The 20,244-nt window shown below is 68.7% G+C and carries 18 protein-coding genes; 9 read left to right on the top strand and 9 right to left on the bottom strand.

Features of this window, described 5'->3' with window-relative positions:
* Positions 1-51 precede the first annotated feature (51 nt).
* The 3 genes from AB4Y92_RS20475 to AB4Y92_RS20465 form a co-directional block, all read right to left on the bottom strand.
* The gene (locus AB4Y92_RS20475) at positions 52-678 is read right to left on the bottom strand and encodes a thymidine kinase (RefSeq protein ID WP_441821342.1); all 627 of its coding nucleotides are present in this window, start codon (positions 676-678) and stop codon (positions 52-54) included.
* Positions 679-774: 96 nt separating this feature from the next.
* Entirely contained in the window at positions 775-1,581 is an 807-nt protein-coding gene (locus AB4Y92_RS20470) for a hypothetical protein (protein WP_441821341.1), read from the bottom strand.
* A gap of 145 nt (positions 1,582-1,726) precedes the next feature.
* Positions 1,727-2,500 (bottom strand): hypothetical protein, encoded by a 774-nt coding sequence (locus tag AB4Y92_RS20465; protein ID WP_441821340.1) that lies wholly within the window; start codon positions 2,498-2,500, stop codon positions 1,727-1,729.
* Between the two features lie 117 nt (positions 2,501-2,617).
* Here AB4Y92_RS20465 and AB4Y92_RS20460 point away from each other — a divergent pair, with 117 nt between their 5' ends.
* From AB4Y92_RS20460 to AB4Y92_RS20435, 6 genes are all read left to right on the top strand, one after another.
* Positions 2,618-4,597: a UvrD-helicase domain-containing protein gene (locus AB4Y92_RS20460; protein WP_441821339.1), complete on the top strand. Its 1,980-nt coding sequence runs from the start codon at positions 2,618-2,620 to the stop codon at positions 4,595-4,597.
* 413 nt (positions 4,598-5,010) lie between these two features.
* Entirely contained in the window at positions 5,011-6,036 is a 1,026-nt protein-coding gene (locus tag AB4Y92_RS20455) for a DUF4272 domain-containing protein (protein WP_441821338.1), read from the top strand.
* Positions 6,009-6,614, top strand: coding sequence for a GNAT family N-acetyltransferase (locus tag AB4Y92_RS20450; RefSeq protein WP_441821337.1), 606 nt, complete (start codon positions 6,009-6,011; stop codon positions 6,612-6,614). Before AB4Y92_RS20455 ends, AB4Y92_RS20450 begins: the two co-directional genes overlap by 28 nt.
* Complete coding sequence (locus tag AB4Y92_RS20445) at positions 6,611-7,129, top strand: GNAT family N-acetyltransferase (protein WP_441821336.1); 519 nt, start codon at positions 6,611-6,613, stop codon at positions 7,127-7,129. Before AB4Y92_RS20450 ends, AB4Y92_RS20445 begins: the two co-directional genes overlap by 4 nt.
* Positions 7,130-7,225: 96 nt before the next feature.
* The gene (locus AB4Y92_RS20440; protein WP_441821335.1) at positions 7,226-7,693 is read left to right on the top strand and encodes a RidA family protein; all 468 of its coding nucleotides are present in this window, start codon (positions 7,226-7,228) and stop codon (positions 7,691-7,693) included.
* A 91-nt stretch (positions 7,694-7,784) separates the two neighbouring features.
* Entirely contained in the window at positions 7,785-8,624 is an 840-nt protein-coding gene (locus AB4Y92_RS20435; RefSeq protein ID WP_441821334.1) for an alpha/beta fold hydrolase, read from the top strand.
* Positions 8,625-8,669: 45 nt separating this feature from the next.
* On the opposite strand, the gene AB4Y92_RS20430 is transcribed toward AB4Y92_RS20435, so the two are convergent.
* Entirely contained in the window at positions 8,670-9,161 is a 492-nt protein-coding gene (locus AB4Y92_RS20430) for an SRPBCC family protein (RefSeq protein ID WP_441821333.1), read from the bottom strand.
* The gene (locus AB4Y92_RS20425) at positions 9,158-9,577 is read right to left on the bottom strand and encodes an ArsR/SmtB family transcription factor (protein WP_441821332.1); all 420 of its coding nucleotides are present in this window, start codon (positions 9,575-9,577) and stop codon (positions 9,158-9,160) included. The genes AB4Y92_RS20430 and AB4Y92_RS20425 overlap by 4 nt, the downstream gene beginning before the upstream one ends.
* 143 nt (positions 9,578-9,720) lie before the next feature.
* Between AB4Y92_RS20425 and AB4Y92_RS20420 the strand changes: the two genes are divergently transcribed.
* The gene (locus tag AB4Y92_RS20420; protein ID WP_441821331.1) at positions 9,721-10,644 is read left to right on the top strand and encodes a 5'-nucleotidase, lipoprotein e(P4) family; all 924 of its coding nucleotides are present in this window, start codon (positions 9,721-9,723) and stop codon (positions 10,642-10,644) included.
* A 266-nt stretch (positions 10,645-10,910) separates the two neighbouring features.
* Here AB4Y92_RS20420 and AB4Y92_RS20415 read toward each other — a convergent pair whose 3' ends face one another.
* The 4 genes from AB4Y92_RS20415 to AB4Y92_RS20400 are packed head-to-tail and all read right to left on the bottom strand — an operon-like array spanning position 10,911 to position 15,544.
* Positions 10,911-11,915, bottom strand: a complete 1,005-nt coding sequence (locus AB4Y92_RS20415) for a Csu type fimbrial protein (protein ID WP_441821330.1) — start codon at positions 11,913-11,915, stop codon at positions 10,911-10,913.
* Complete coding sequence (locus AB4Y92_RS20410; RefSeq protein ID WP_441821363.1) at positions 11,912-14,263, bottom strand: fimbria/pilus outer membrane usher protein; 2,352 nt, start codon at positions 14,261-14,263, stop codon at positions 11,912-11,914. The genes AB4Y92_RS20415 and AB4Y92_RS20410 overlap by 4 nt, the downstream gene beginning before the upstream one ends.
* Positions 14,264-14,267: 4 nt before the next feature.
* On the bottom strand, positions 14,268-15,032 hold the full coding sequence (locus AB4Y92_RS20405; protein WP_441821329.1) for a fimbrial biogenesis chaperone: 765 nt from the start codon (positions 15,030-15,032) through the stop codon (positions 14,268-14,270).
* Positions 15,033-15,040: 8 nt separating this feature from the next.
* On the bottom strand, positions 15,041-15,544 hold the full coding sequence (locus AB4Y92_RS20400) for a Csu type fimbrial protein (protein WP_441821328.1): 504 nt from the start codon (positions 15,542-15,544) through the stop codon (positions 15,041-15,043).
* 342 nt (positions 15,545-15,886) lie between these two features.
* Here AB4Y92_RS20400 and AB4Y92_RS20395 point away from each other — a divergent pair, with 342 nt between their 5' ends.
* Positions 15,887-17,017 carry a hypothetical protein gene (locus AB4Y92_RS20395; RefSeq protein ID WP_441821327.1) on the top strand — a complete coding sequence of 377 codons (1,131 nt, stop codon included), beginning with the start codon at positions 15,887-15,889 and terminating at the stop codon, positions 17,015-17,017.
* A gap of 537 nt (positions 17,018-17,554) precedes the next feature.
* Positions 17,555-20,200 (top strand): glycerol-3-phosphate 1-O-acyltransferase PlsB, encoded by a 2,646-nt coding sequence (gene plsB, locus AB4Y92_RS20390; RefSeq protein WP_441821362.1) that lies wholly within the window; start codon positions 17,555-17,557, stop codon positions 20,198-20,200.
* Positions 20,201-20,244 lie beyond the last annotated feature (44 nt).

The following is a 20,244-nucleotide window of genomic DNA, read 5'->3' as shown; positions in this document are numbered from 1 at the left end:
CATCGGGGCTGAAGCCCCTCCTACAAAAGACCTCATGCGGGCGCGAGGTCCTCAGTTCGACAACGGCAAGTTCTGCTGCAACGGCTCGATCGTCCCTTCGCCGCGCATGACTTTCTTGTACTCCGCGCGCGACACCGAAACGTAGCGGTCGTTGCCGCCGATCTCCACCTGCGGCCCGTCCTGGACCGCGCGGCCGGCTTCGTCCACGCGCACGGTCATGGTCGCTTTCTTGCCGGAATGGCAGATGGTTTTGATCTCGGTCAGTTCATCGGCCCAGGCCAGCAGGTACTGGCTGCCTTCGAACAACTCGCCGCGAAAATCCGTGCGCAGGCCGTAGCACAGCACCGGGATGCGCAAGTTGTCGACGATCTCGCTGAGCTGCCACACCTGCGAACGGCTCATGAACTGGGCCTCGTCCACCAACACGCAATGCAGCGCGCCGCGCGCGGCGATGTCGGCGTGGATCAGCGTCTCCAGGTCGGTGTCGCGATCGAAGGCGACCGCGTCGGCGCGCAGGCCGATGCGCGAGGCGACCGTGCCGGCGCCGGCGCGGTCGTCCAGGCGCGGGGTCAGGATCGCCACGCGCATGCCGCGCTCTTGATAGTTGTGCGCCGACTGCAGCAGCGTCGTGGTCTTGCCGGCGTTCATCGCCGAATAATAGAAATAGAGCTTGGCCATGGACGAAGTGTAGGCCGCGCGGGCGCGGCGCTACAGACTTGACGCGGGGCCGATTGCGGTCCGGGCGTGGCGCGCCGTTCCCGTCGCCGCGCCGGGTCAGGGCGTCGGTTCGGGCGCCGGTTTCGGCGCGGGTTTCGCCTCCGCTTCGGGCGCGGGCTGGAGTTTTTCCGCGCCCGGCTCGCCCTGGCTCAGGGTTTCGATGTCGCCGACGTTGACCGTGCCGCCGAAGCGCCGCTGCCAGAAGCTGTCCTGGCGGGTCCAGTACTGCTTGGCGTCCCAGTTGGCGCGGGCGTAGAGGCCGCCGACCTTGCTCTGTTCCTGGAACATGCCCTCGTTGCCGGTGCTCGCGCCGACGCCGATGTCCACGCCGATGTGGCTGCCGGTGATCTGGTTGCGCAGGCGCGTCAGCCGGCGCTCGTAGCGCGGCTTGACGGTCGGGTCGCCGTAGACCTTGTACAGCGCCGGGCCCAGTTCCAGCGCGCGCTTGCGCTCCTCGGGCGTCATAGCCGCCCAATAGCGCTCGCGCAGCGAGACCAGGTCGCGGTAGCCGCGCTCGGCGGCCATGTCCATCCACACATAGGCCAGCGCGCGATCGACCGGCGTGCCTTCGCCCTTCCAGTACATCTCCGCGGCCAGGCCCTGCGAGGGCTTGTCGCCGAAGAAGCCGGCGCGGCGGAAATGTTCCAGCGCGGTCTGGTAATGGCCGCGGCGGTGCGACTGCATGGCGAGCTGGCGGTACTCCACGTCCGGATGCAGCTCCATGTAGCCGACTTCGGCCATGAACGGGTCTTCGGCCGGGTCCGAGCCGGCCGGCGTGGTGCTCTGGCCGTGCGCGCCGGCGCAGGCGGCGGCCAGCGCGGCCGCGAGCGCGAGGGATATCGAATGGCGATGCGGTGCCGTCATGGCGTCGTCTCTCCTGGGGTATGCGCTGCCAGCGCGTTCGCGGCGCAGGGTACCAGCGCGCGCGGCCTCGCGCCTGACTTCGGCGTGGGAAAAACCTGTGCGATTCGCGCGACTTTTCGCCGCCCTGTTCAGGCGCGCAGGCGGCTTACGGACGGCCCTGGTCGATCAAGGTATCCAGCGGCCCGACCTCGACATTGCCGCCCTGCTGCCAGACCACGTCCTCGACCGCCCAGTAGCGCTTGGGGTCCAGGCGCCAGCCGGCGTACATCGGCTTGAGGTCGATGAAGTTCGATCCTTGCAGATCGCCGTCGCGGGTGGCGAACACCATCAGCGGGCCGCTGGTGGCGCCGGCGCGGCTGCCGGTCATGTTGGCGCGGGCGCGGGCCACGGCGCGTTCGAAACGCGGCTTGGCGACCGCGTCGGCGTATTCGTCGAACAGCGCGCCGCCTTCGCGCAGCGCTCGCGCGCGTTCGGCCTCGTCCATTTCCTGCCACATCTTTTCCCGGATCAGCACGAACTGCGGATACAGGCGCTCGGCCGCCAGGTCGGCCCAGGCATAGGCCAGCGCGGGGTCCTTGGGCACGCCCAGGCCGTGCCAGTACATCAGGCTCAGCCGGTGCTGCGAATACTTGTCGGCATAGCGCGCGGCGCGACGGAACTGCACCGCGGCGTCGCCCCACTGGCCCTTGCCGGCGGCTTCCGAGCCGTACAGCCGGTGCAGTTCGTTGGGATGGTTGGCGGCGAAGCGCTGGCGCGCGTCGAATTCCTGCAGATGGATGTGGTCGGTCTCGGCCGTGGCCAGTTGCTCCGCGGTCGCGGCCGGGGCGCCGGCCTGCGGCGCGGGCGGCGCGCTGGCGTGGACGCTCGGCGCGGCGCAGGCGCCGGCCCCGATCAGCATCAGTACGAAACCCGGTTTCATGGCCCGCTCCGACCGCCCGGCACCGTCCGGGCGCTGCCGGCCTAGCCTACCCCAGCTGCGGCGGCGTGGCGGTTAGACTGTCCGGCCGAACCGGCCCCGCCGACGACTCAGCTTTCCATGCACGGCCTCAATCCCCCCCAACGCGCCGCCGTCCTGCACACCGATGGCCCCCTGCTCGTGCTCGCCGGCGCGGGCAGCGGCAAGACCCGCGTGATCGTCGAGAAGATCGCCCACCTGATCGCCTCGGGCCGGATGCCGGCCAAGCGCATCGCCGCGATCACCTTCACGAACAAATCCGCGAAGGAAATGCGCGAGCGCGTGGCCAAGCGCATCCGCGGCGACGCCGCCGACGGTCTGACCATCTGCACCTTCCACGCGCTGGGATTGAAGTTTCTGCAGATCGAGCACGCCAAGCTCGGCCTGCGCCGCGGCTTCAGCGTGTTCGACAGCGACGACAGCAACGCCCAGATCAAGGACCTGCTGCCGGCCGGCACCAAGCCCGACGTGCTCGACGACATGCGCAACCTGATTTCGCGCGCGAAGAACGCCGGCCTGTCGCCGCAGCAGGCGCTGGCGCAATCGCGCAGCCCGCGCGAGATCGAGGCGGCGACCATGTACGAGATGTATCAGGCGCGCCTGACCACCTTCAACGCGGTGGATTTCGACGACCTGATCCGCCTGCCGGTGCAATTGCTGGAAGCCGACAGCGAGGTGCAGCTGGCCTGGCGCGAGCGCATCGGCTATCTGCTGGTGGACGAGTGCCAGGACACCAACGACGCCCAGTACCGCCTGCTCAAGGCCATCGCCGGCCCGAGCGGGTTGTTCACCTGCGTGGGCGACGACGACCAGTCGATCTACGCCTGGCGCGGCGCCAATCCGGACAATCTGCTGGAGCTGGGCAAGGACTATCCGAGCCTGCAGATCGTCAAGCTCGAACAGAACTACCGCTGCAGCAACCGCGTGCTGCGCGCGGCCAACGCGCTGATCGCCAACAACCCGCACGAGCATCCCAAGACGCTGTGGAGCGACCAGGCCGACGGCGAACGCATCCGCGTGTGGGAATGCCGCGACAGCGCGCACGAGGCGGAGAAGGTCGCCAGCGAAATCCAGTTCCTGGCGCAGAAGAACGAAGCGCCGTGGCTGGATTTCTGCATTCTGTTCCGCGGCAATCATCAAAGCCGCGTGCTGGAAAAGGCGCTGCAGCTACTGCGCGTGCCGTATCACCTCAGCGGCGGCACCGCCTTCCTGGAGCGGCATGAGGTCAAGGACGCGCTGTCGTGGCTGCGCCTGATCGCCAACCCCGACGACGATGCCGCCTTCCTGCGCGCGGTGACCTCGCCCAAGCGCGAGATCGGCGCCACCACCTTGGCCAAGCTGGCGGAAATGGCCCAGCACGCGCATCTGCCGATGTCGCGCATGGCCGAGTCGATCAACGCGATCAAGCAACTCACGCCGCGAGCCGGCAACGCGCTGGATGGCTTCGTGCAGATCGTGCGTTCGTTGCGCGATGAGGCCCAGCGCATCAGCCCGGCTGAGCTTGTGGACGTGCTGGCCGAGCGCAGCGGTTTGCTCGCTTCGATCCGCGCGCAGTGCAAGGACGAAGCCAGTTATCAGCGGCGCAAGGAAAACCTGGCCGAGCTGTCGGGTTGGTTCGACGGCGGCAAGGGCTCGGGCCCGGGGGAACTGGCCGCGCAGCTGGCGCTGCTGTCGCATGCCGACAAGGGCGAGGCCGGCAATCAGGTGCGGTTGATGAGCCTGCACGCGGCGAAGGGGCTGGAATACCGTTACGTGTTCATCGTCGGCGTGGAAGACGGCAACCTGCCGCACGATGCCAGCCTCGACGAAGGCCGTTTGGACGAAGAGCGCCGGCTGATGTACGTGGGTATCACCCGCGCCAAGGAAGCGCTGTATCTGTCGCATTCGCGCGAAACGCAGCGTTGGGGCGAGCGTATTCGGCTCAAGCCCAGCCGTTTCATCGACGAACTGCCGGCGGCCGAACTGCAGCGCGACGGCGCCGACCCGGTGGCCGATGCGGCGCGCAAACATGAGCGGGCTACGGCGGGGTTTGCGGCGATCAAGGCGTTGTTGGAAGGGTAAGGCGGGGAGCAAAAGCGAATCCCCCCTGCCCCCCTTTTTCAAAGGGGGGAACAGCAACAGCGTTCTCAGCGACAGCCGAAGCATCCTCAGCCGGAAGCATCCTCACAACACCTGGACAATGCGCCCCCTTTTAAAAAGGGGGCGGGCGCCTGCGCAACCCCAAGCAAGCAACACCACTCTCTGCGCCGGGGGATTTGCCCCCAACAGCCAGCGCAGCAGCACCATCCCAACACCCCCAGACAATGCGCCCCCTTTGAAAAAGGGGGCTGGCGCCTGCGCAACCCCAAGCAAGCGATGCCACTAGCTGCGCCGGGGGATTTGCCCCACAGCCAACGTAAACCGCAACCCCTCCGCCACGACCCCGCCGCCCGAATCGGCTAGGCTTGCCCCACGTCCCCCGATCGCGCAACGCCATGTCCCTGCTGATCAACGCCTACTCCACGCTCGCCTCGCCGCCGCCGCCGGAATTCCTGCGCGCCGCGCCGTCCCTCCGCGATCGCAGCGATCCGGAACTGGTGCCGCATCTGCAAGGCTTCGTCGGCTACGTGCTGAGCACCGTCACCGAAGGCATGGACGCGCGCACCTTCGGCGTGCTGCGCCACCTGCAACGCGTGCAGACCCACTACAGCTTCGAAGTCGAAGACCGCGATTTCGACGCGCTCGCCGCCTGGGGCGAGGCCGCCAATGTGCTGTGCTTCCTGCCCGACGGCAGCGTGCGCGACGCCGCCGGCAACGTCCTGGTCAGCCGCGGCGAGCCCGCGGTGGAAGCCGACGCCACCCTGCCGTATCCGCCCGACGCGCGCGAACGCAAGCAGCGCAGCGAGGCCGAACTCAAGCTGCTCGGCGCGCAGCCGCCCGCGCACCTGCCGCCGGTGCTCGGCGAAGGCGAGGTGCGCCTGCGTTCAGCGGAAGAAGCCATGCGCCGCATGCTCGCGCTGTGCGCGGTCGCGGTGCGCGCCGAATCGCTGAGTTCGCAGCCGCTGTCGGTGGACGACATCCAGGCCAAGCTCGGCCCCGGCGTCGCCGCATTGACCCCGGCCGAGCGCGCCTTCATCGACACCGACGCGCCCGACGAGGAAACCTGGGCCAATCACGGCTGGCGCTACGAAAGCGCGGCGCTGCTGCAATGGGCGCTGGGCCTGAGCGAGGCGCTGCCGCCGCCGACCGCGATCTGCGACGCCGGCGCGATCGCGCGGGCGGCGATCGAACACTCCGACGAGGCATCGATCGCGAGCGCGCGGCTGCGGCCGGTGGCGGAATTGCTCGACGCGCTCGACGCCGTGTACCGGCGCCACTGGCTGGTGCGGCAGGCGCGCCTGGACGAGCGCGATCCGCCGATCGGCCTGCATCCGAGCGTGGTCTACGAACGCCATTACGCCTTGAACTGGTTGCTGCGCTTCGACGAACAGGATTGGGACGAGGTCGGCACGCCGACCTGAGCGCCGCGGCGCGCGGCTCGGGCCGCGACGCCGCCGCGGTCGGCGGATTCGCGCATACTTCCGGCATGAGCCTGAGCATCCGCAACGTCACCGCCGCCGACTACCCGGCGGTCCTCGCGCTGAACCTGGAATCCGAAGCGCTGATGAGCCCGCTCGACGCGCAGCGCCTGGCCGCGCTCGATCGCGAATCGGTCTATCACCGCGTCGCCTGCGACGGCGAGGACATCGTCGCCTTCCTGCTGGCGTTCCGCGAAGGCGCCGATTACGACAGCCCCAACTACGTCTGGTTCACTCAGCACTATCCGCGGTTCTTGTACGTCGATCGCATCGCCGTGGCCGCCAGCCATCGCGGCCGCAAACTCGGCGGACTGCTCTACGACGACCTGTTCGCCTTCGCGCGCGAGCGCGGCTTCGCCCAGATCGCCTGCGAGTTCTACATCGTGCCCTTCAACGAAGCGTCCAGCCGCTTCCACGCGCGCTACGGCTTCGGCGAAGTCGGCACCCAGTGGGTGGCAGGCGGCGCCAAGCAGGTCTCGCTGCAGATCGCGCCGGTGCCGGCCGCCGTCGCGCCGGCATGATGCCGCAGCTGCATCGCGTCGGCCTGCATCTGCGGCCGATCGCGATGAGCGATGCGCCGGCGTGGTTCGAGTATCTGTCGATGCCGGGCGCGGTCGAACACACCAGTTGGACGCTCGATGGCCTGCAAGTCCTGTATCCGCAGATCGCCGCGTCCAATCCGTTCAATCGCGACGCCGCCGCGCTGTTCGCGATCGTAGACGACCTGGACGAACTGATCGGCACGGTCGGCTTCCACACCGTCTGGACCGCGCCGCGCGGCGGCGAGATGGCCTACAACCTGCATCCGGCGCATTGGGGCCTGGGCATCGCCAGCGAAGCCTGCGACGCGGTCGCGCAATGGGCGTTCGCCGAGCGCGACTACGCGCGCATCGACGCCTACGCCCTCGACAGCAACACGGCGAGCATGCGCGTGCTGGAGAAAAGCGGCTTCCGGCCGGTCGAACTGATGCGCGCCCTGCGCGTGGTGGACGGGCGGCCGCGCGACTTCTGGCGTTATCGGCGCGAACGCGGCTGACGCCGGTTATCTGCCGGCACTGGGCGCTGCGTCCTTGCCAGCGGAGCGGGGCGGGTCGATGATCGCGGCACTTCATCGTCGATGACGGAGATTGCCATGCGTCCGGTCCGATCGCTTCCGCTGCTGTGCCTGCTGCTCGCGAATGCCGCCTTCGCCGGCGCGGCGAGCAAGCCCGAATTCCTGAATTCGCCCGACCCGGAGATGGCCAAGCTGCCGTTCTCCGAAGCGGTGCGCAGCGGCGACCTGCTGTTCCTGTCGGGCCAGATCGGCACCGTGCCAGGCAAGAACAACGCCTTGGCGCAGGGCGGCATCCGCGGCGAGGCCGAGCAGACCTTGAACAATGTGCGCGAGGTACTCGAGCGCCACGGCGCGTCGATGCGCGATGTCGTCAAGTGCACGGTGTTCCTGGCCGACATCGGCGACTGGCCGGCCTTCAACGAGGTCTATCGCAAGCATTTCAGCGCGCCGTTCCCGGCGCGCAGCGCGTTGGCGGCATCGGGCCTGGCGTTCGGCGCGAAGGTCGAGCTCGAATGCATCGCCCATTCGCCGCGTAAAGACAAATAAGCAGCGATATCAACGGTTGCCTGCACGCCGCTATTGCTTATTCGGTGCATGAGGCTGACATTCCCCGACTGTACGATCACAGGAATGGGTAATGACGCTTAAAATTGTCAGCAGCGAGCACGTCGAGCTTCACACGCAAGCCTTCGGCGATCCCACGCATCCGCCGGTGCTGCTGGTGATGGGGATGATGGCGTCGATGCTGTGGTGGCCGCAGGGCTTGTGCGAAGCGCTGGCGCGCAGCGGGCGCTACGTGATCCGCTACGACCAGCGCGACACCGGCCTGTCCACGAACTGCCCGCCCGGCGAGCCGAACTACGGCATGCTGGATCTGGCCGAGGACGTGTTCCTCATCGCCGACGCCTACGGCTTCGATGCGGTGCATCTGGTCGGCATGTCGATGGGCGGAATGGTCGTTCAGCGCGCGGCGTTGGCGCATCCCGAGCGCGTCCTCAGCCTGTGTCTGGTCGGCACCTCGCCGCTCGGCCTCGACGGCCTACCGCCGATGGATGCGGCTTATGCCGAACACTGCGAGACCGGCGAATCGGTGAATTGGTCCGATCCGGCCGCGGCCCTGGACTACGTGAGCCGCGATGTCGCCGCCGTCGCCTCGACCCGGCATCCGCACGATGCCGCCGCGGCCCGGGAGTTCGTTCGCGGCGACATCGCGCGCGCGCGCAACTTCGCCAGCGCGACCAATCATTTCGCGTTGGTGGACGGCGACGACACCCAGTTCCGGCACGTGCGCGAACTGAAAATGCCGGTGCTGGCGATCCACGGCAGCTCGGACCCGATCTTCCCCATCGGCCACGCCGAAGCGCTGGTGGCGGCGCTCAACGGCGCGAAATTGCTGCGCGTGGAAGGCGGCGGACACGATCTGCATCCGGCCGATTGGCCGGCGATAACCGAGGCGATCGTCGCGCATACCGCTTGAGCGGGCGGGTCCCGGCGATCGCCTCGCCGGGACGGCCCGTCGCTGTCAAGGCGCGGTCGCGCGCTGCTTCGCCAACAGTTCGTCGAGCGCGTTGTAGCTCGCGCGCATGCCGTGTTCCATCGGCGATTGCAGGGCGCCGTCGCGCGCCTGCTGGCTGGGATAGCGCACGGTATTGCGCAGGTAGGTGCGGCCGTCGCGTTCGCTGAACACCGTGGTGCCGGTGGCGTCCTCGGAAGCGAACGGCTCGACGAAGCGTTCGACACCGGCGATGCGTTCGGGCGCGACGACTTCGCTATAGCTGCCGCGGATTTCCAGCCGGCCTTCGGCGTTGATCCACAGGTAGCGGAAATCGCCGCCCGCGCGCAGGTCGATGTCGCACACATCCAGCGACCAGCCGCCGAATACGCCGAACCAGCGCTTGAGCAGGGCCGGCGAGGTCCAGGCTTCGAACACGAGTTCGCGCGGAGCGTCGAACTCGCGGGTGATGACGATTTCGCGGTCGCCCTGGGCGATGATCTTCAAGGTGTCGGTGCTCATGGGGATTTCCTCTTGACGGATTTGGCCGGTTTGGCCGATGCCTTGGCGGCGGTGGACGGGCGGGGCGCGGGTTTGGCCGCGGCGGCGCGCTCGCGTTTCATTTCTTCGAGCAGGGTGTCGAGCTGGCTGAAGCTGGATTCCCAGAAACGGCGGTATTCCTCCAGCCAGGCGCTGGCGTCGCCGAGCGCCTGCGCCTGAAGCCGGCACGGACGGCGCTGGGCGTCGCGGCCGCGGACGATCAGGCCGGCGCCTTCGAGCACCTTGAGGTGCTTGGAGATGGCCGGCTGGCTCATCGCGAACGGCTCGGCGAGCTCGTTGACCGAGGCTTCGCCCAGGGTGAGCCGGGCCAGGATCGCGCGCCGGGTCGGATCGGCGAGGGCGGCGAAGGTGGCGTCGAGGCGGGTGGCGGGCTGCATATATAACTCAATAGTTATAAAACATGTTGGCTATATACGGCGCACCGGCCCGCGCGTCAAACCGGTTCCGACGAACGGTCGAGAATCGACACGCTTTTGCGCCGCGGCCTACACTCCCCGCCTTTCCCACGGACCCCTCGCGCATGCAGATCCGCGCCCTGTCTCTGACCGCCCTGGCCTGCGCGCTCGCGCTGAGCGCCTGCAAACCCCAGCCGGGCCGGCCCGCCGATGCCGCCGCGCCCGTCGCCGAGACCAAGCCCGCGGCCGCGCCGGCCGCGGCCAAGGTCGGCGACGGCGCCGACGACAACCTCAACGCGGTGCTGTGGATGCAGCGCTCGGTCGAGTACCGCGCCAGCACCGAAACCATCTACCGCGCCGCCGCGGACAAGCTCGACGTCGCGCTCAAGCAGCCCAACTGGGACGCGCTGGTGCCGGAAGAACGCGGCAACTCGGCCAAGGGCCTCAAGCCGGCGGTGGTGATGGACGTGGACGAGACCGTGCTCGACAACTCGCCCTACCAGGCGCGGCTGGTGCGCGACGGCAAGGAATACGACGAAGTCAGCTGGGACGCCTGGGTCGCGGAGAAAAAGGCCAAGCCGTTGCCGGGCGTGGTCGATTTCGCCAAGGCCGCGCAGGCCAAGGGCATCACCCTCGTGTACCTGTCCAACCGCGCCGTGCACCTGAAGGACGCGACCGTGGCCAACCTGCGCAGCGCCGGCCTACCGGTCGCCGACGACTCGGTCTTCCTCGGCCTGGGCACGGTGGTCGAAGGCTGCGAGCAGAACGGCAGCGAGAAGAATTGCCGGCGCCTGCTGGCGGGCAAGCAGTACCGCGTGCTGATGCAGTTCGGCGACCAGATCGGCGATTTCGTCCAGGTCGTGGCCAACACGCCCGAAGGCCGCGACGCGCTGCTGAGCCAGTACCACGACTGGTTCGGCGAACGCTGGTGGATGCTGCCGAACCCGAGCTACGGCTCGTGGGAAGCGATGACCTTCAACAACGACTACAGCCAGCCGCGCGAAGCGCGCCGGCAGGCCAAGCGCGCCGCGCTGGATGTGGCGCCCTGAGCCCATCTCAGCCGGCGAAGCGATTTACAGTTATTTATAATCAATAAGTTACATCACAATACTTCAGGTGTTGCATTAACTTTGGCGCGGCGTTAGGCTGCCGCCATCCCGGTGCCAGCCGGGGCCATGCCACAACTCGAAATCTATCGGCGCAAGCCGATTTGCAAGGAGGCTTCGGCCTCCTTTTCTTTTTGTATTCAAGGCAAGCGCGCCGCGCGTCGCTGCGCGAAACCGTCGCGACCTGCGCGCGCGCCGAAGCGTCGCACTCAATACGTCACGGTCACCGTAACCGTATCGCTGTAACTGCCCACGTTCGGCGTCTGCGGCGCGACGCGGCCGAACACGGTCTGCGATTGCGCGGTGCCGGTTCCGGTGCCGGTCTGGGTGTCGGTGCCGAGTGTGTTGCCCCAGCGCAGAGTGCGGCCGCTGTTGCGGTATAGCTCATAGGTGACGAACTGGCCGCCGGCGTTGCGCATGCGGCGGATGGTGCCGCTGGCGTTGAGACCGTTGTTCAAGCCGATCTGCCAGGCGGTGCGGCCGGTGCAGACCAGGCCGATGTCGGTGGTGCGGTCGACATTGGAGGTGATCAGGCCAGGCACGTTGCCGAAGGCGAGGTCGGGCACCGGCTTGGGCGTGAGCGTGCAGGTGTTGGGCACCGAGCCGTTGACGGTGAATGGAAACGAGCTGGGCGTGCCGGCGCTGCCGCCGCTGGTGCACGAGGCCGGCATCGGCGGGGTGCCGAGCAGTTGTTCTGCGTAACGGAACTCGATGCGCGTGTCGGCGGCGGCGGTGAAACGGTTGGTGTAGGTGCCGGCATTGAGCGCGGTCTGCGCGGGGATGCGGCCGTACAAGGTCGCGGTGAGAGTCTGGCTGCCGCCGATCAGCAACACGTCGTAATCGAATTGCAGCGGCAGGAAGTTGGGTACGGTGGCGTCGCCGCGCGCGCCCCAGATCGAACTGCGCGCCGCGTCGGTGTACAGCTGCATCTGCAGCGGATCGTTGAAACTGTTGATCATGCGCCGCGGCGCCAGCGTGCCGCCGCCGTCGGTGCCGCTGAAGATGCTCACGCACATGTTGACGCGCGCGCGCGCCAGCAGCGACAGCGCGCCGGTCGAGCAGGTCACGGTGAGCGTGGCGGTGGCGTCGCTGATCGCGCCGGTGGTGGCGGGGAAATTCAGGTTGGTCATGCTCGCGGTGCAGGTGGTGTTGGCGCGCGCCGGTTGCCAGACCAGCAGCAGGCCCGCGATCAGTACGAGCAGCCAGCGGTTCATGGCGACCCCTGCGCAGTGCACGGCAGCGGGCCGATGCGGGCGATGCCCTGCGCGTCGGCCGGATAATCGAAACGCACGCGGCACGCACCGGCCGGCGTATCGACGCGCAGGTCGTTGTGATCCTGCAGCGATTCCAGATAGACCTCGCCGTCGTAACCCACCACCGCGTCGGTATTGCCGGGGCCGTGCACGCGCGTGCCGACGGGCAGCGCTTGGCCGGCGGTATCGTGCAGGATCAGCACCGCCGCGCGGATCTTCTGGATCGAGAAGCGCACCACGGTGCCCGCGCGATCCTTCGGCGTGGCCTGGGTCTCGACCTCATCGAGCTTGGTGTCGGACGGCAGTTCCATCGGATCGATGCCGATGCGATTGCGTTGCCATGCATTGAGCGGCGTCACCAGCAGCATGCCGTTGCGATCGGTGCGGCCATACGGGCGGTTTTCCAGCAGCACCGGCACGCCGGCCACGCCGGTGGACACCACCGCGAACGCATCGCTGACGTTGCGCGAGGCGAATACATGGCCGCCCATCCACACCAGCGCGCCGCTGGCGCTGGCGTAGCTGTAGTCGTTGTCGCCTTGACGGGCCAGGCCGAGGTTGAAGCGGCCGGTCTCGGTCAGCCAGCCCGCTTCGGCCAGCCCGCCTTCCTCGCCGTCGCCGCCGCGCGCTTGCAGACGCCAGCCGAAACCACCGTCGCCGGGGATCGGCCGGGTCAGCTCGACCACGCCCTGGTCGAGATCGCGCGCGCGCTGCACCGACACGTTGAGTTGGGTGCTGCGATGATCGCGATCCTCCAGGTTCAGGCTGAAACCCAGGAACACGTTGCGGTCTTCGTCGCGATCCAGGTTCTGGTTGTAGGACAGGCTCAGCGCGGCGCGGCCGCCGAAGCTGCGGCTCCAGGTCGCGCTGGCGTAGCGCGCCGGCGTTTCGCCGCGATAGAGCAGGCGCACGTAGCTCAGGCCCAGGCTGCCCAGGCGCGAATCGCTCCAACTGATCACCGCGCGTTCGCTGACGCGCGGCGCGCCCAGTCCGTAACGCGAGGCGACATCGCGGTAATCGCCGTGCGTGCGTTGCGTGTCGGCGGAGAAATTGAAGCGGCCGTTGCTCCAGTTGTAGGCCGCCGCATACAACCAACCGCTGTCGTCGCCCTCGCGCCCGTGCGCGAGCGAGGCGCTGACCACGCCGGCCCGGCCGAGCAGCCACACGCCGCCGGCGCCGGCATTGACCACGCCGTCGCCGCCTTCGCCATGCGCTTCGACAGTGAAGCGGTCGCTGACGCCGTAGCGCAGGTCGCCGCTGAGCAAGGGTTCGTTGCCGTAGGAGAACGAACGCACCGCGTAGTCCTCGCGCGCCAGGCCGACGCTCAGCGACCAGTCCGACAAGCCCTTGGCCAGCAGTTGTTGCGCGGCATAGAACGGGAAGTCGAGCGTGCGCGTGCGGCCGAAGGCATCGGTGACCACCAGTTGCGCGTTGCCGGCGCCGGTGATGCCGGGAATGGTCGCCAGCTGGAACGGCCCGGGCGCGACTTCACCGCTGTACTGGCGGATGCCGTTGACGTACAGATCCACCGCCGAAGGCACCGCGACTTCGCCGAGCAAGGTCGGCAGCGGCGTGGTGATGCGATACGGCTGCAGGCCGAAGTCGCGGCCGATGCGCACGCCGCCCAGGCGCAGCGGCCGGCTCCAGTCGAGCTGGCCGCTGATCACATCGCCCACGGTCACGCTGAACATCGATTCGGGTTTCGACCAGCGCCAGCTGCTGTCCAATCGCACCGAGTCGGTGCGGCGCGGATTGCCCTGGGTCTTATAGCTGCGGGTCACCGCGGTCTGGCTGAGCACGCCGCCGCCCAGGCCGAAGGCGCGCAGTTCGGCGAAGGCGGTGGTGTTGTCGCCGTGGTCGTCGCGGCTGGCGTAGAAGTCGTAGTTGAGCAGCAGGCCGGGCGAGGCGCTGGCGACGGGAATGTCCGCGCCGGGCGTGTTGAGGCGCGTGGTCGCCAACGACAACAGCGACAGCGGCGCATCGATCGCCACGCGCTGGACCGAGGCGTCGTAGCGCACCGCGACGCCGGGCAGGCTGTCGGGGGCGAGGGTTTCGCCGTCGTCGCGGCCGTCCAGCACGAAGCCGATCGCGCGCAGCGTGGCGACGCTGGCGTAGAGGTGGCCGTCGCGCAGTTCGAACGGATGCGGCGCGCCGTAGGGCATCTGGTTGAGGCTGACTTCCAGGTACACGGCCATGTTGGCGGCGGCCGCGCCGCCTCCCGTCTGCCAGCCATCGGCGCGCGCGATCAGCAACGGCGGCGGTTCGGCCGCATGGCCCAGCGTCGATGCCAGGAGCAGTCCGGCCGGCATGGCTTCAGCGAGCCGGCGGGTCCAGCGCCAGAGCCTGCTCGTCGGATTCGCCATTGATCCTCGCCTTGAACGTGCCCGGACCGCGCAGCAGATCCGCCGGGGCCTGCAAGGCCCAGCGCATGCGCTGGCCGGGCAGGGCATAGCCCAGCAAGCCGGGCGCGATCGGATGACGGCTTCCCTGCGCATCGACGAACGTCAGATCGGCCAGTTGCGCGTGCTGGCCGCCGCTGTTGGCGACCGCCAGCCACGGGCGCTCGCCTTCGAAACTCAGCTGCGCGCGCAGCTCGGGCCGGATCGGCGCGTCCGAGGCCGGCGCCACGAACACCGGCACCGAGTAACGCAACACGAACTGCAGACCGCTTTGTTTCGGGTCCTGCGGCGGCGGCAGCTCATCGACGATCAGGCGGTAGCTGGTTTCACTGTCCGGCGGCGCGCCCAGGCGGATCACCCGCACCAGCTGCCGCGCGCCCGGCGCCAGTTCGATCATCGGCGGACTGATCGCCAACCCCTGGCTGGATTCGAAACGCTCGCCGCCGTTTTCCTGCAGCCAGCGGAACACCCGCACCTGCGCGCGCAGGGGCGTGGTGCCGGTGTTGTTGAGCCACAGCGCGTCGGCCTGCTGGCGGGCGCTCAGCGTGAGCAAGGTCGGCGTGACCTGCAGCCCGGCCGCTTCGGCCGGGGCCGACCAGGGCGCCAGCGCCAGGACGGCGCATAGCGCGAGCGTGGCCGCGGCGGCGCGGACTGCCTGAGGGAGCCGGCCGCTGATCATCGCTGGAGTCAGTAAGTGACCGTGGCGACTACCAGGTCATTGTAAGTACCAGCGGGAAAGTTGGCGCTGGGGGTCCGGCCGTAGACGGGGACGTTGACCGCCGCGCCGGTGCCGCTGCCGGCCAGGACGTTGCCGCCGACGCCGGTGGTGCTGCCCCAGACATCGGCGGCGCCGCGCGCGCTGGCGCGGTACAGCTGATACGGCACCAGATTGGCGCCGGAGGCCATCTTGCGGGTGTTCACGTCGGTGCCGTTCTGGCCATTGTCCAGGGCGATGGTGTACGCCGTGCCCGGGGTGCAGTTGATGGTCAGCTGGCCCTGCTGATCGACGTTGGTGGCGATCGAGGAGACCGAGCCGAAATTGACCGGCAGCGTCGCGACGGTGTGGATGTCGCAGATGCTGGTGATGGTGATGGTGACGTTGAGATTGGTCGTGTCGACCGCCGCGAAGGCGGGACCGGCGGCGGCCAGGGCGAGTACGGCTACGAAAAGACGGCTCGGGGTAGGACGCATGATCGTTCTCCTGCGCTTGTGCGCGTTGGCGAACCGGAAATTACCGGTTTTACCTATTTGGAACGCATAAAACATGCCAGAGGCCGCACCTTATCCGGACATAAACGGACATAGGGTGATGAGGATCACGGGATGGTCCCCCGGCCCTGTTCAGGGGCAAATCTGCGATTTCGTTCACGTATCGGCCGAGACCAAATTCGGGCGCAGGCTGTACCCAACGGGTCAGCTACTGCCGGTTCGGGGCGGAAAAGTAAGGAAGCGTGAGCCGACGGCTTGTGCCGGTCGGGAGGCCCGGCCAAGATGCCTGCCTGCGGATGCTCCTCCGCGAATGGGGGAGCCCCGATGTCCATCATCCGACACGCCCGCATCGCCGTGCTGACGACGGCCGTGCTGCTGGCGGCCGCCGCGTGCGGGCCCGAGCCGGCGCCGGTCGAGGCCGTGCCGACCCTGCCGGCCCAGGCGGTGAGCCAGCTGGCCCGCGACCTGCGCCGCAACGATCTGGCCGCCTACGCCCGCCACGCCGTGCCGCCGGCCCTGCACGCCCGGCTGGAAACCGCCTGGAGCGAGGGCCGCACGGTCTGGCCGCTGACCGAGCTGCCGCTGGACGACCGCTTCCCCGCCTTCATCGCCGCGCTGGCCGAGCAGGACGCCGAACGCAAGCTGGTGGCGACCTATCGCCGCCAGTTCGCCGGCGCCGACGCCGAGCTGCGCTCGGCCGCCAAGACCCTGGGCCTGTTCGCGACCCAGTACGTGCGCAGCGAGCCGGACTACAGCGAGGCCGAGCGCGATCACCATGCGCAGTTGATCGGAGTCATGAGCGATTGGGCGCAGATGGCGCCATTGGGCGATTCGAATCGGGCGCGGGAGGCGATACCCCAGTTGGTCTCGGCCGCGCGCGCCACCGGGCTGGCCGCGCCGGACGCCTTCGCCAAGGCCGGCATGGACCGCAGCCTGCGCCGGCTCGGGCCGTTCGTGGAGCGGCTCAAGCAGGTGCTCGGCGGCTACGGCCTCAACCTGGACGCGGCGCTGGACGGCCTGGACGCCGCCCTGGCCGAGCAGACCGGCGACACCGCGCGGGTGCGGATTCGCTATGAACTGGCCGACGAAGCGGTCGATGCCTACGTGCTGGTCGAGCGCATCGACGGCCGCTGGTACCTCAGCGACGTGCTGCGCCATGCCCAGCGCGAGGCCGACGCCCCGGCCAAGGCGCCGTCCTCGCCGGCGGTCGCCGAGCGGCTGGCGGCGGTGGCCAAGCTGCAGGGACGCGCGCCGGTGCCCGCGGCCAAGCCGGCGGCTCCGGCCAATACCGCCGGCAGCGCAAACCCTGCTGGCAGCGCGGGTCCGGCGAATCCGGCCGTGCCCGCCGCGCCCGCGGTCCAGGCGCCGGCCGCGACCGACGACGCGCCCGCGGCTGCGCCGAAACCGGCGCCGGCCGCCACCGTTCCCGCCCCGGCCGCGCCCAAGCCGCACTGACGCGCCGGTGACCGCGGCATCGACCCGCGGGCCACACCGCCGTCCCGTCGCCCATTCGCCCGCTCCGGCCCGTATGGGCGGGCCGCGCGCGCAAGCCGAATAGGCATAATGCCGGCAATGCCGAAACAGACGCCCCTGCCTTTCCCCGACGCTGCCCCGGCCGACGCCAACGCGTCCGCCGGCGAGTCCGCGCCGCCGCCGGCCGGTCAACCCGAGCCGGCTGCCGAGCGCGATCCCGGTGGTGCCAGCGCGAATCCGCTCATAGAAAACATGCCCCAAGCGTCCGTTCCGAACGATTCCGATCCGACCCCAAACGACCCGACGGACGCCGCTCAGGCGAGGCCGCCAGCTACCGCCGAGTCCGCCAGCGGCTTCGCCGCCAAGGGCTCAGGCTCGAGTGCCGACTCGCCGACCGAACCCGTGCAGGCATCGGCCGATCCCGAATCCGGACCGGCCGCCGCGGTTCAAGCACCGGCCCCGGGCGACTCCGTCCCCGAAGCGACCGCCGCGGTGCCCGAGTCCGAAGCCCCCGCCGCCGTGCCGAAAGCCGCCGCCGTCGACGAACACGACCCGGAACAACCCGAGCTGCCGATGGCCGCACCGCCGTCCGCCGCCGCTGCCGAAGCGCGCGACGCCGGCCCACGCCCGTCCGCGCACCGGCCGTGGTGGGCGCGCCTGCTCGGCCAGCTGATGGCGCCGTGGGTCTCGCTGACCATCGAGCCCAAGAGCCCGAAGGAACACATCGCCGAGGAATGGCACGGCCGCCCGGTCTGCTACGTGCTCGAAGACTACGGCCTGTCCAACGCCCTGATCCTGGAGCGCGCCTGCCTGGAAAGCGGCCTGCCCTCGCCGTTGCAGCCGCTGCCGGGCGATCCGCTCGGCCGCAAGCGCGCCTATGTCGCGCTGTCGCGCCGCAACGCCGGCGCGCTGGCGCCGGCCGGGCCGCCGTCGGCCAAGACCCATTCGGGTTCGCTCGCGCGCCTGCTCGACGCGCACCGGGTCGATCCGGACCTGGACGTGCAACTGGTCCCGGTCTCGATCTTCGTCGGCCGCGCGCCGGACCGCAGCAGCGGCTGGTTCTCGGTGCTGTTCTCGGAAAACTGGACCCTGGTCGGCCGCTTCCGCCGCCTGCTGGCGATCGCCCTCAACGGCCGCCACACCATGGTGCGGTTCTCGCCGCCGGTGTCGCTGCGCGGCATCGTCAGCGAAGGCCAGAACGAAGGCCTGGAACCCGAACGCACGGTGCGCAAGCTCTCGCGCGTGCTGCGCACCCATTTCCGCCGCATCCGCGCGGCGGTGATCGGGCCCGACCTTTCGACCCGGCGCATGCTGATCGACCGCGTGCTCGCCGCCGATCCGGTCAAGGAAGCCATCGCCGACCAGGCCCGCCGCGACAGCGGCGACAGCGCCGAGGCCTGGAAGAAGGCCCACGCGATGGCCTACGAAATCGCCGCCGACTATTCGCATCCGGTGGTGCGCTCGGCCAGCTTCCTGCTCACGCCGGTGTGGAACCGCATCTATCGCGGCGTGCTGGTCCATCACCTGGACAAGCTCAAGCAGGACGCGCCCGGTTTCGAAGTGGTCTACGTGCCGTGTCATCGCAGCCATCTGGACTATCTGCTGCTGAGCTATCTGCTCTACACCAAGGGCATCGTGCCGCCGCACATCGCCGCCGGCGCCAACCTCAATCTGCCGGTGGTCGGCACCATCCTGCGCAAGGGCGGCGCGTTCTTCCTGCGTCGCAGCATCCGCGGCAGCGCGCTGTATTCGGCGGTGTTTTCCGAATACGTCGCACAGCTGGTCGCGGGCGGTTATTCGATCGAATACTTCATCGAAGGCGGACGTTCGCGCACCGGCCGCCTGCTGCCTCCCAAGGGCGGCATGCTGGTGATGACCGTGCGCGGCTTCCTGCGCCAGCCCACGCGTCCGGTGCTGTTCCAGCCGGTTTACATCGGTTACGAAAAACTGATGGAAGGCACCAGCTATCTCGACGAGTTGTCGGGCAAGCCGAAGGAAAAGGAATCGATCTGGCAGCTGCTGTGGGGCATTCCCAAGGTGCTGCGGTCCAACTTCGGCCAGGTGGTGGTGAACTTCGGCGAGTCGATCAAGCTCAACGACCTGCTGAGCGAACACGCGCCCGAGTGGGACGGCCGCCCGGTCGATGAAGACGACAAGCCGCAGTGGCTGTCGGATACGGTCGATGCGTTGGCGGAAAAGATCCAGATCAACGTCAACCGCGCCGCCGACGTCAACCCGATCAACCTGCTCGCGCTGGCGCTGCTGTCCACGCCCAAGCATGCGATGGGCGAGGCCGACCTGCTCGCGCAGATCGCGTTGTCGAAAACGCTGCTGGCCGAACTGCCGTATTCCGACCGCGTCACCGTCACCCCGCACACGCCGCAGGAAATCGTCGCCCACGGCGAAGAAATCAACGTGCTCGAACGCATCGCCCATCCGCTGGGCGACGTGCTCGGCGTGGACGGCGAAGACAAGGCGGTGTTGCTGAGTTATTTCCGCAACAACGTCCTGCATCTGTTCACCGCCGCCTCGTGGATCGCCTGCTGCTTCCAGCACAACCGGCGCATGAGCCTGGCCGGCGTGCTGCGCCTGGGCCGCAGCGTGTATCCGTTCCTGCAGGCCGAGTTGTTCCTGCCGTGGAACGAGGACGAATTCAGCCAGCGCCTGGCGCGCACGGTCGATGTGTTCGTGCGCGAAGGCCTGCTGGAGCGAGTCAGCGAAGACGACGGCGGCATCCTGGCGCGCAACGCCGGCCAGACCGACGAAGTGTTCCGCCTGCGCGCGATCGGCCATTCGCTGCAGCAGGCCTTCGAGCGGTACTACATCGCCATCAGCGTGCTGGTGAAGAACGGCCCGGGCACGATGTCGGCCGGCGAACTCGAAAGCCTGTGCCAGCTCGCCGCGCAGCGCCTGTCGCTGCTGTACGCGCCGGCCGCGCCGGAGTTCTTCGACAAGACCCTGTTCCGCGGCTTCATCCAGAAACTGCGCGAACTCAAGCTGGTGTGGCCCGACAGCCAGGGCAAGCTCGCCTTCGACCAGCGCCTGGATACCTGGGCGAAGGACGCGAAGGTGATCCTCGGCCGCGAGCTGCGGCATACGATCGAGAAGATCAGTCCGGAGATGGCGGTCAAGCCGGCGGCGCCGGAAAGCGCGCGGGCCGACTGAGGCGATCACGGCAGGTGAGGGTTTCAGCGCATGTCGGCGAGAAA

The organism is Lysobacter sp. TAB13, assembly GCF_052113885.1.
In the GTDB taxonomy this organism is placed as follows: Bacteria; Pseudomonadota; Gammaproteobacteria; order Xanthomonadales; family Xanthomonadaceae; genus Lysobacter; species Lysobacter gummosus.
The sequence above is the reverse complement of the archived record's forward strand: the minus strand, read 5'-3'. Positions and strand labels throughout refer to the sequence as shown.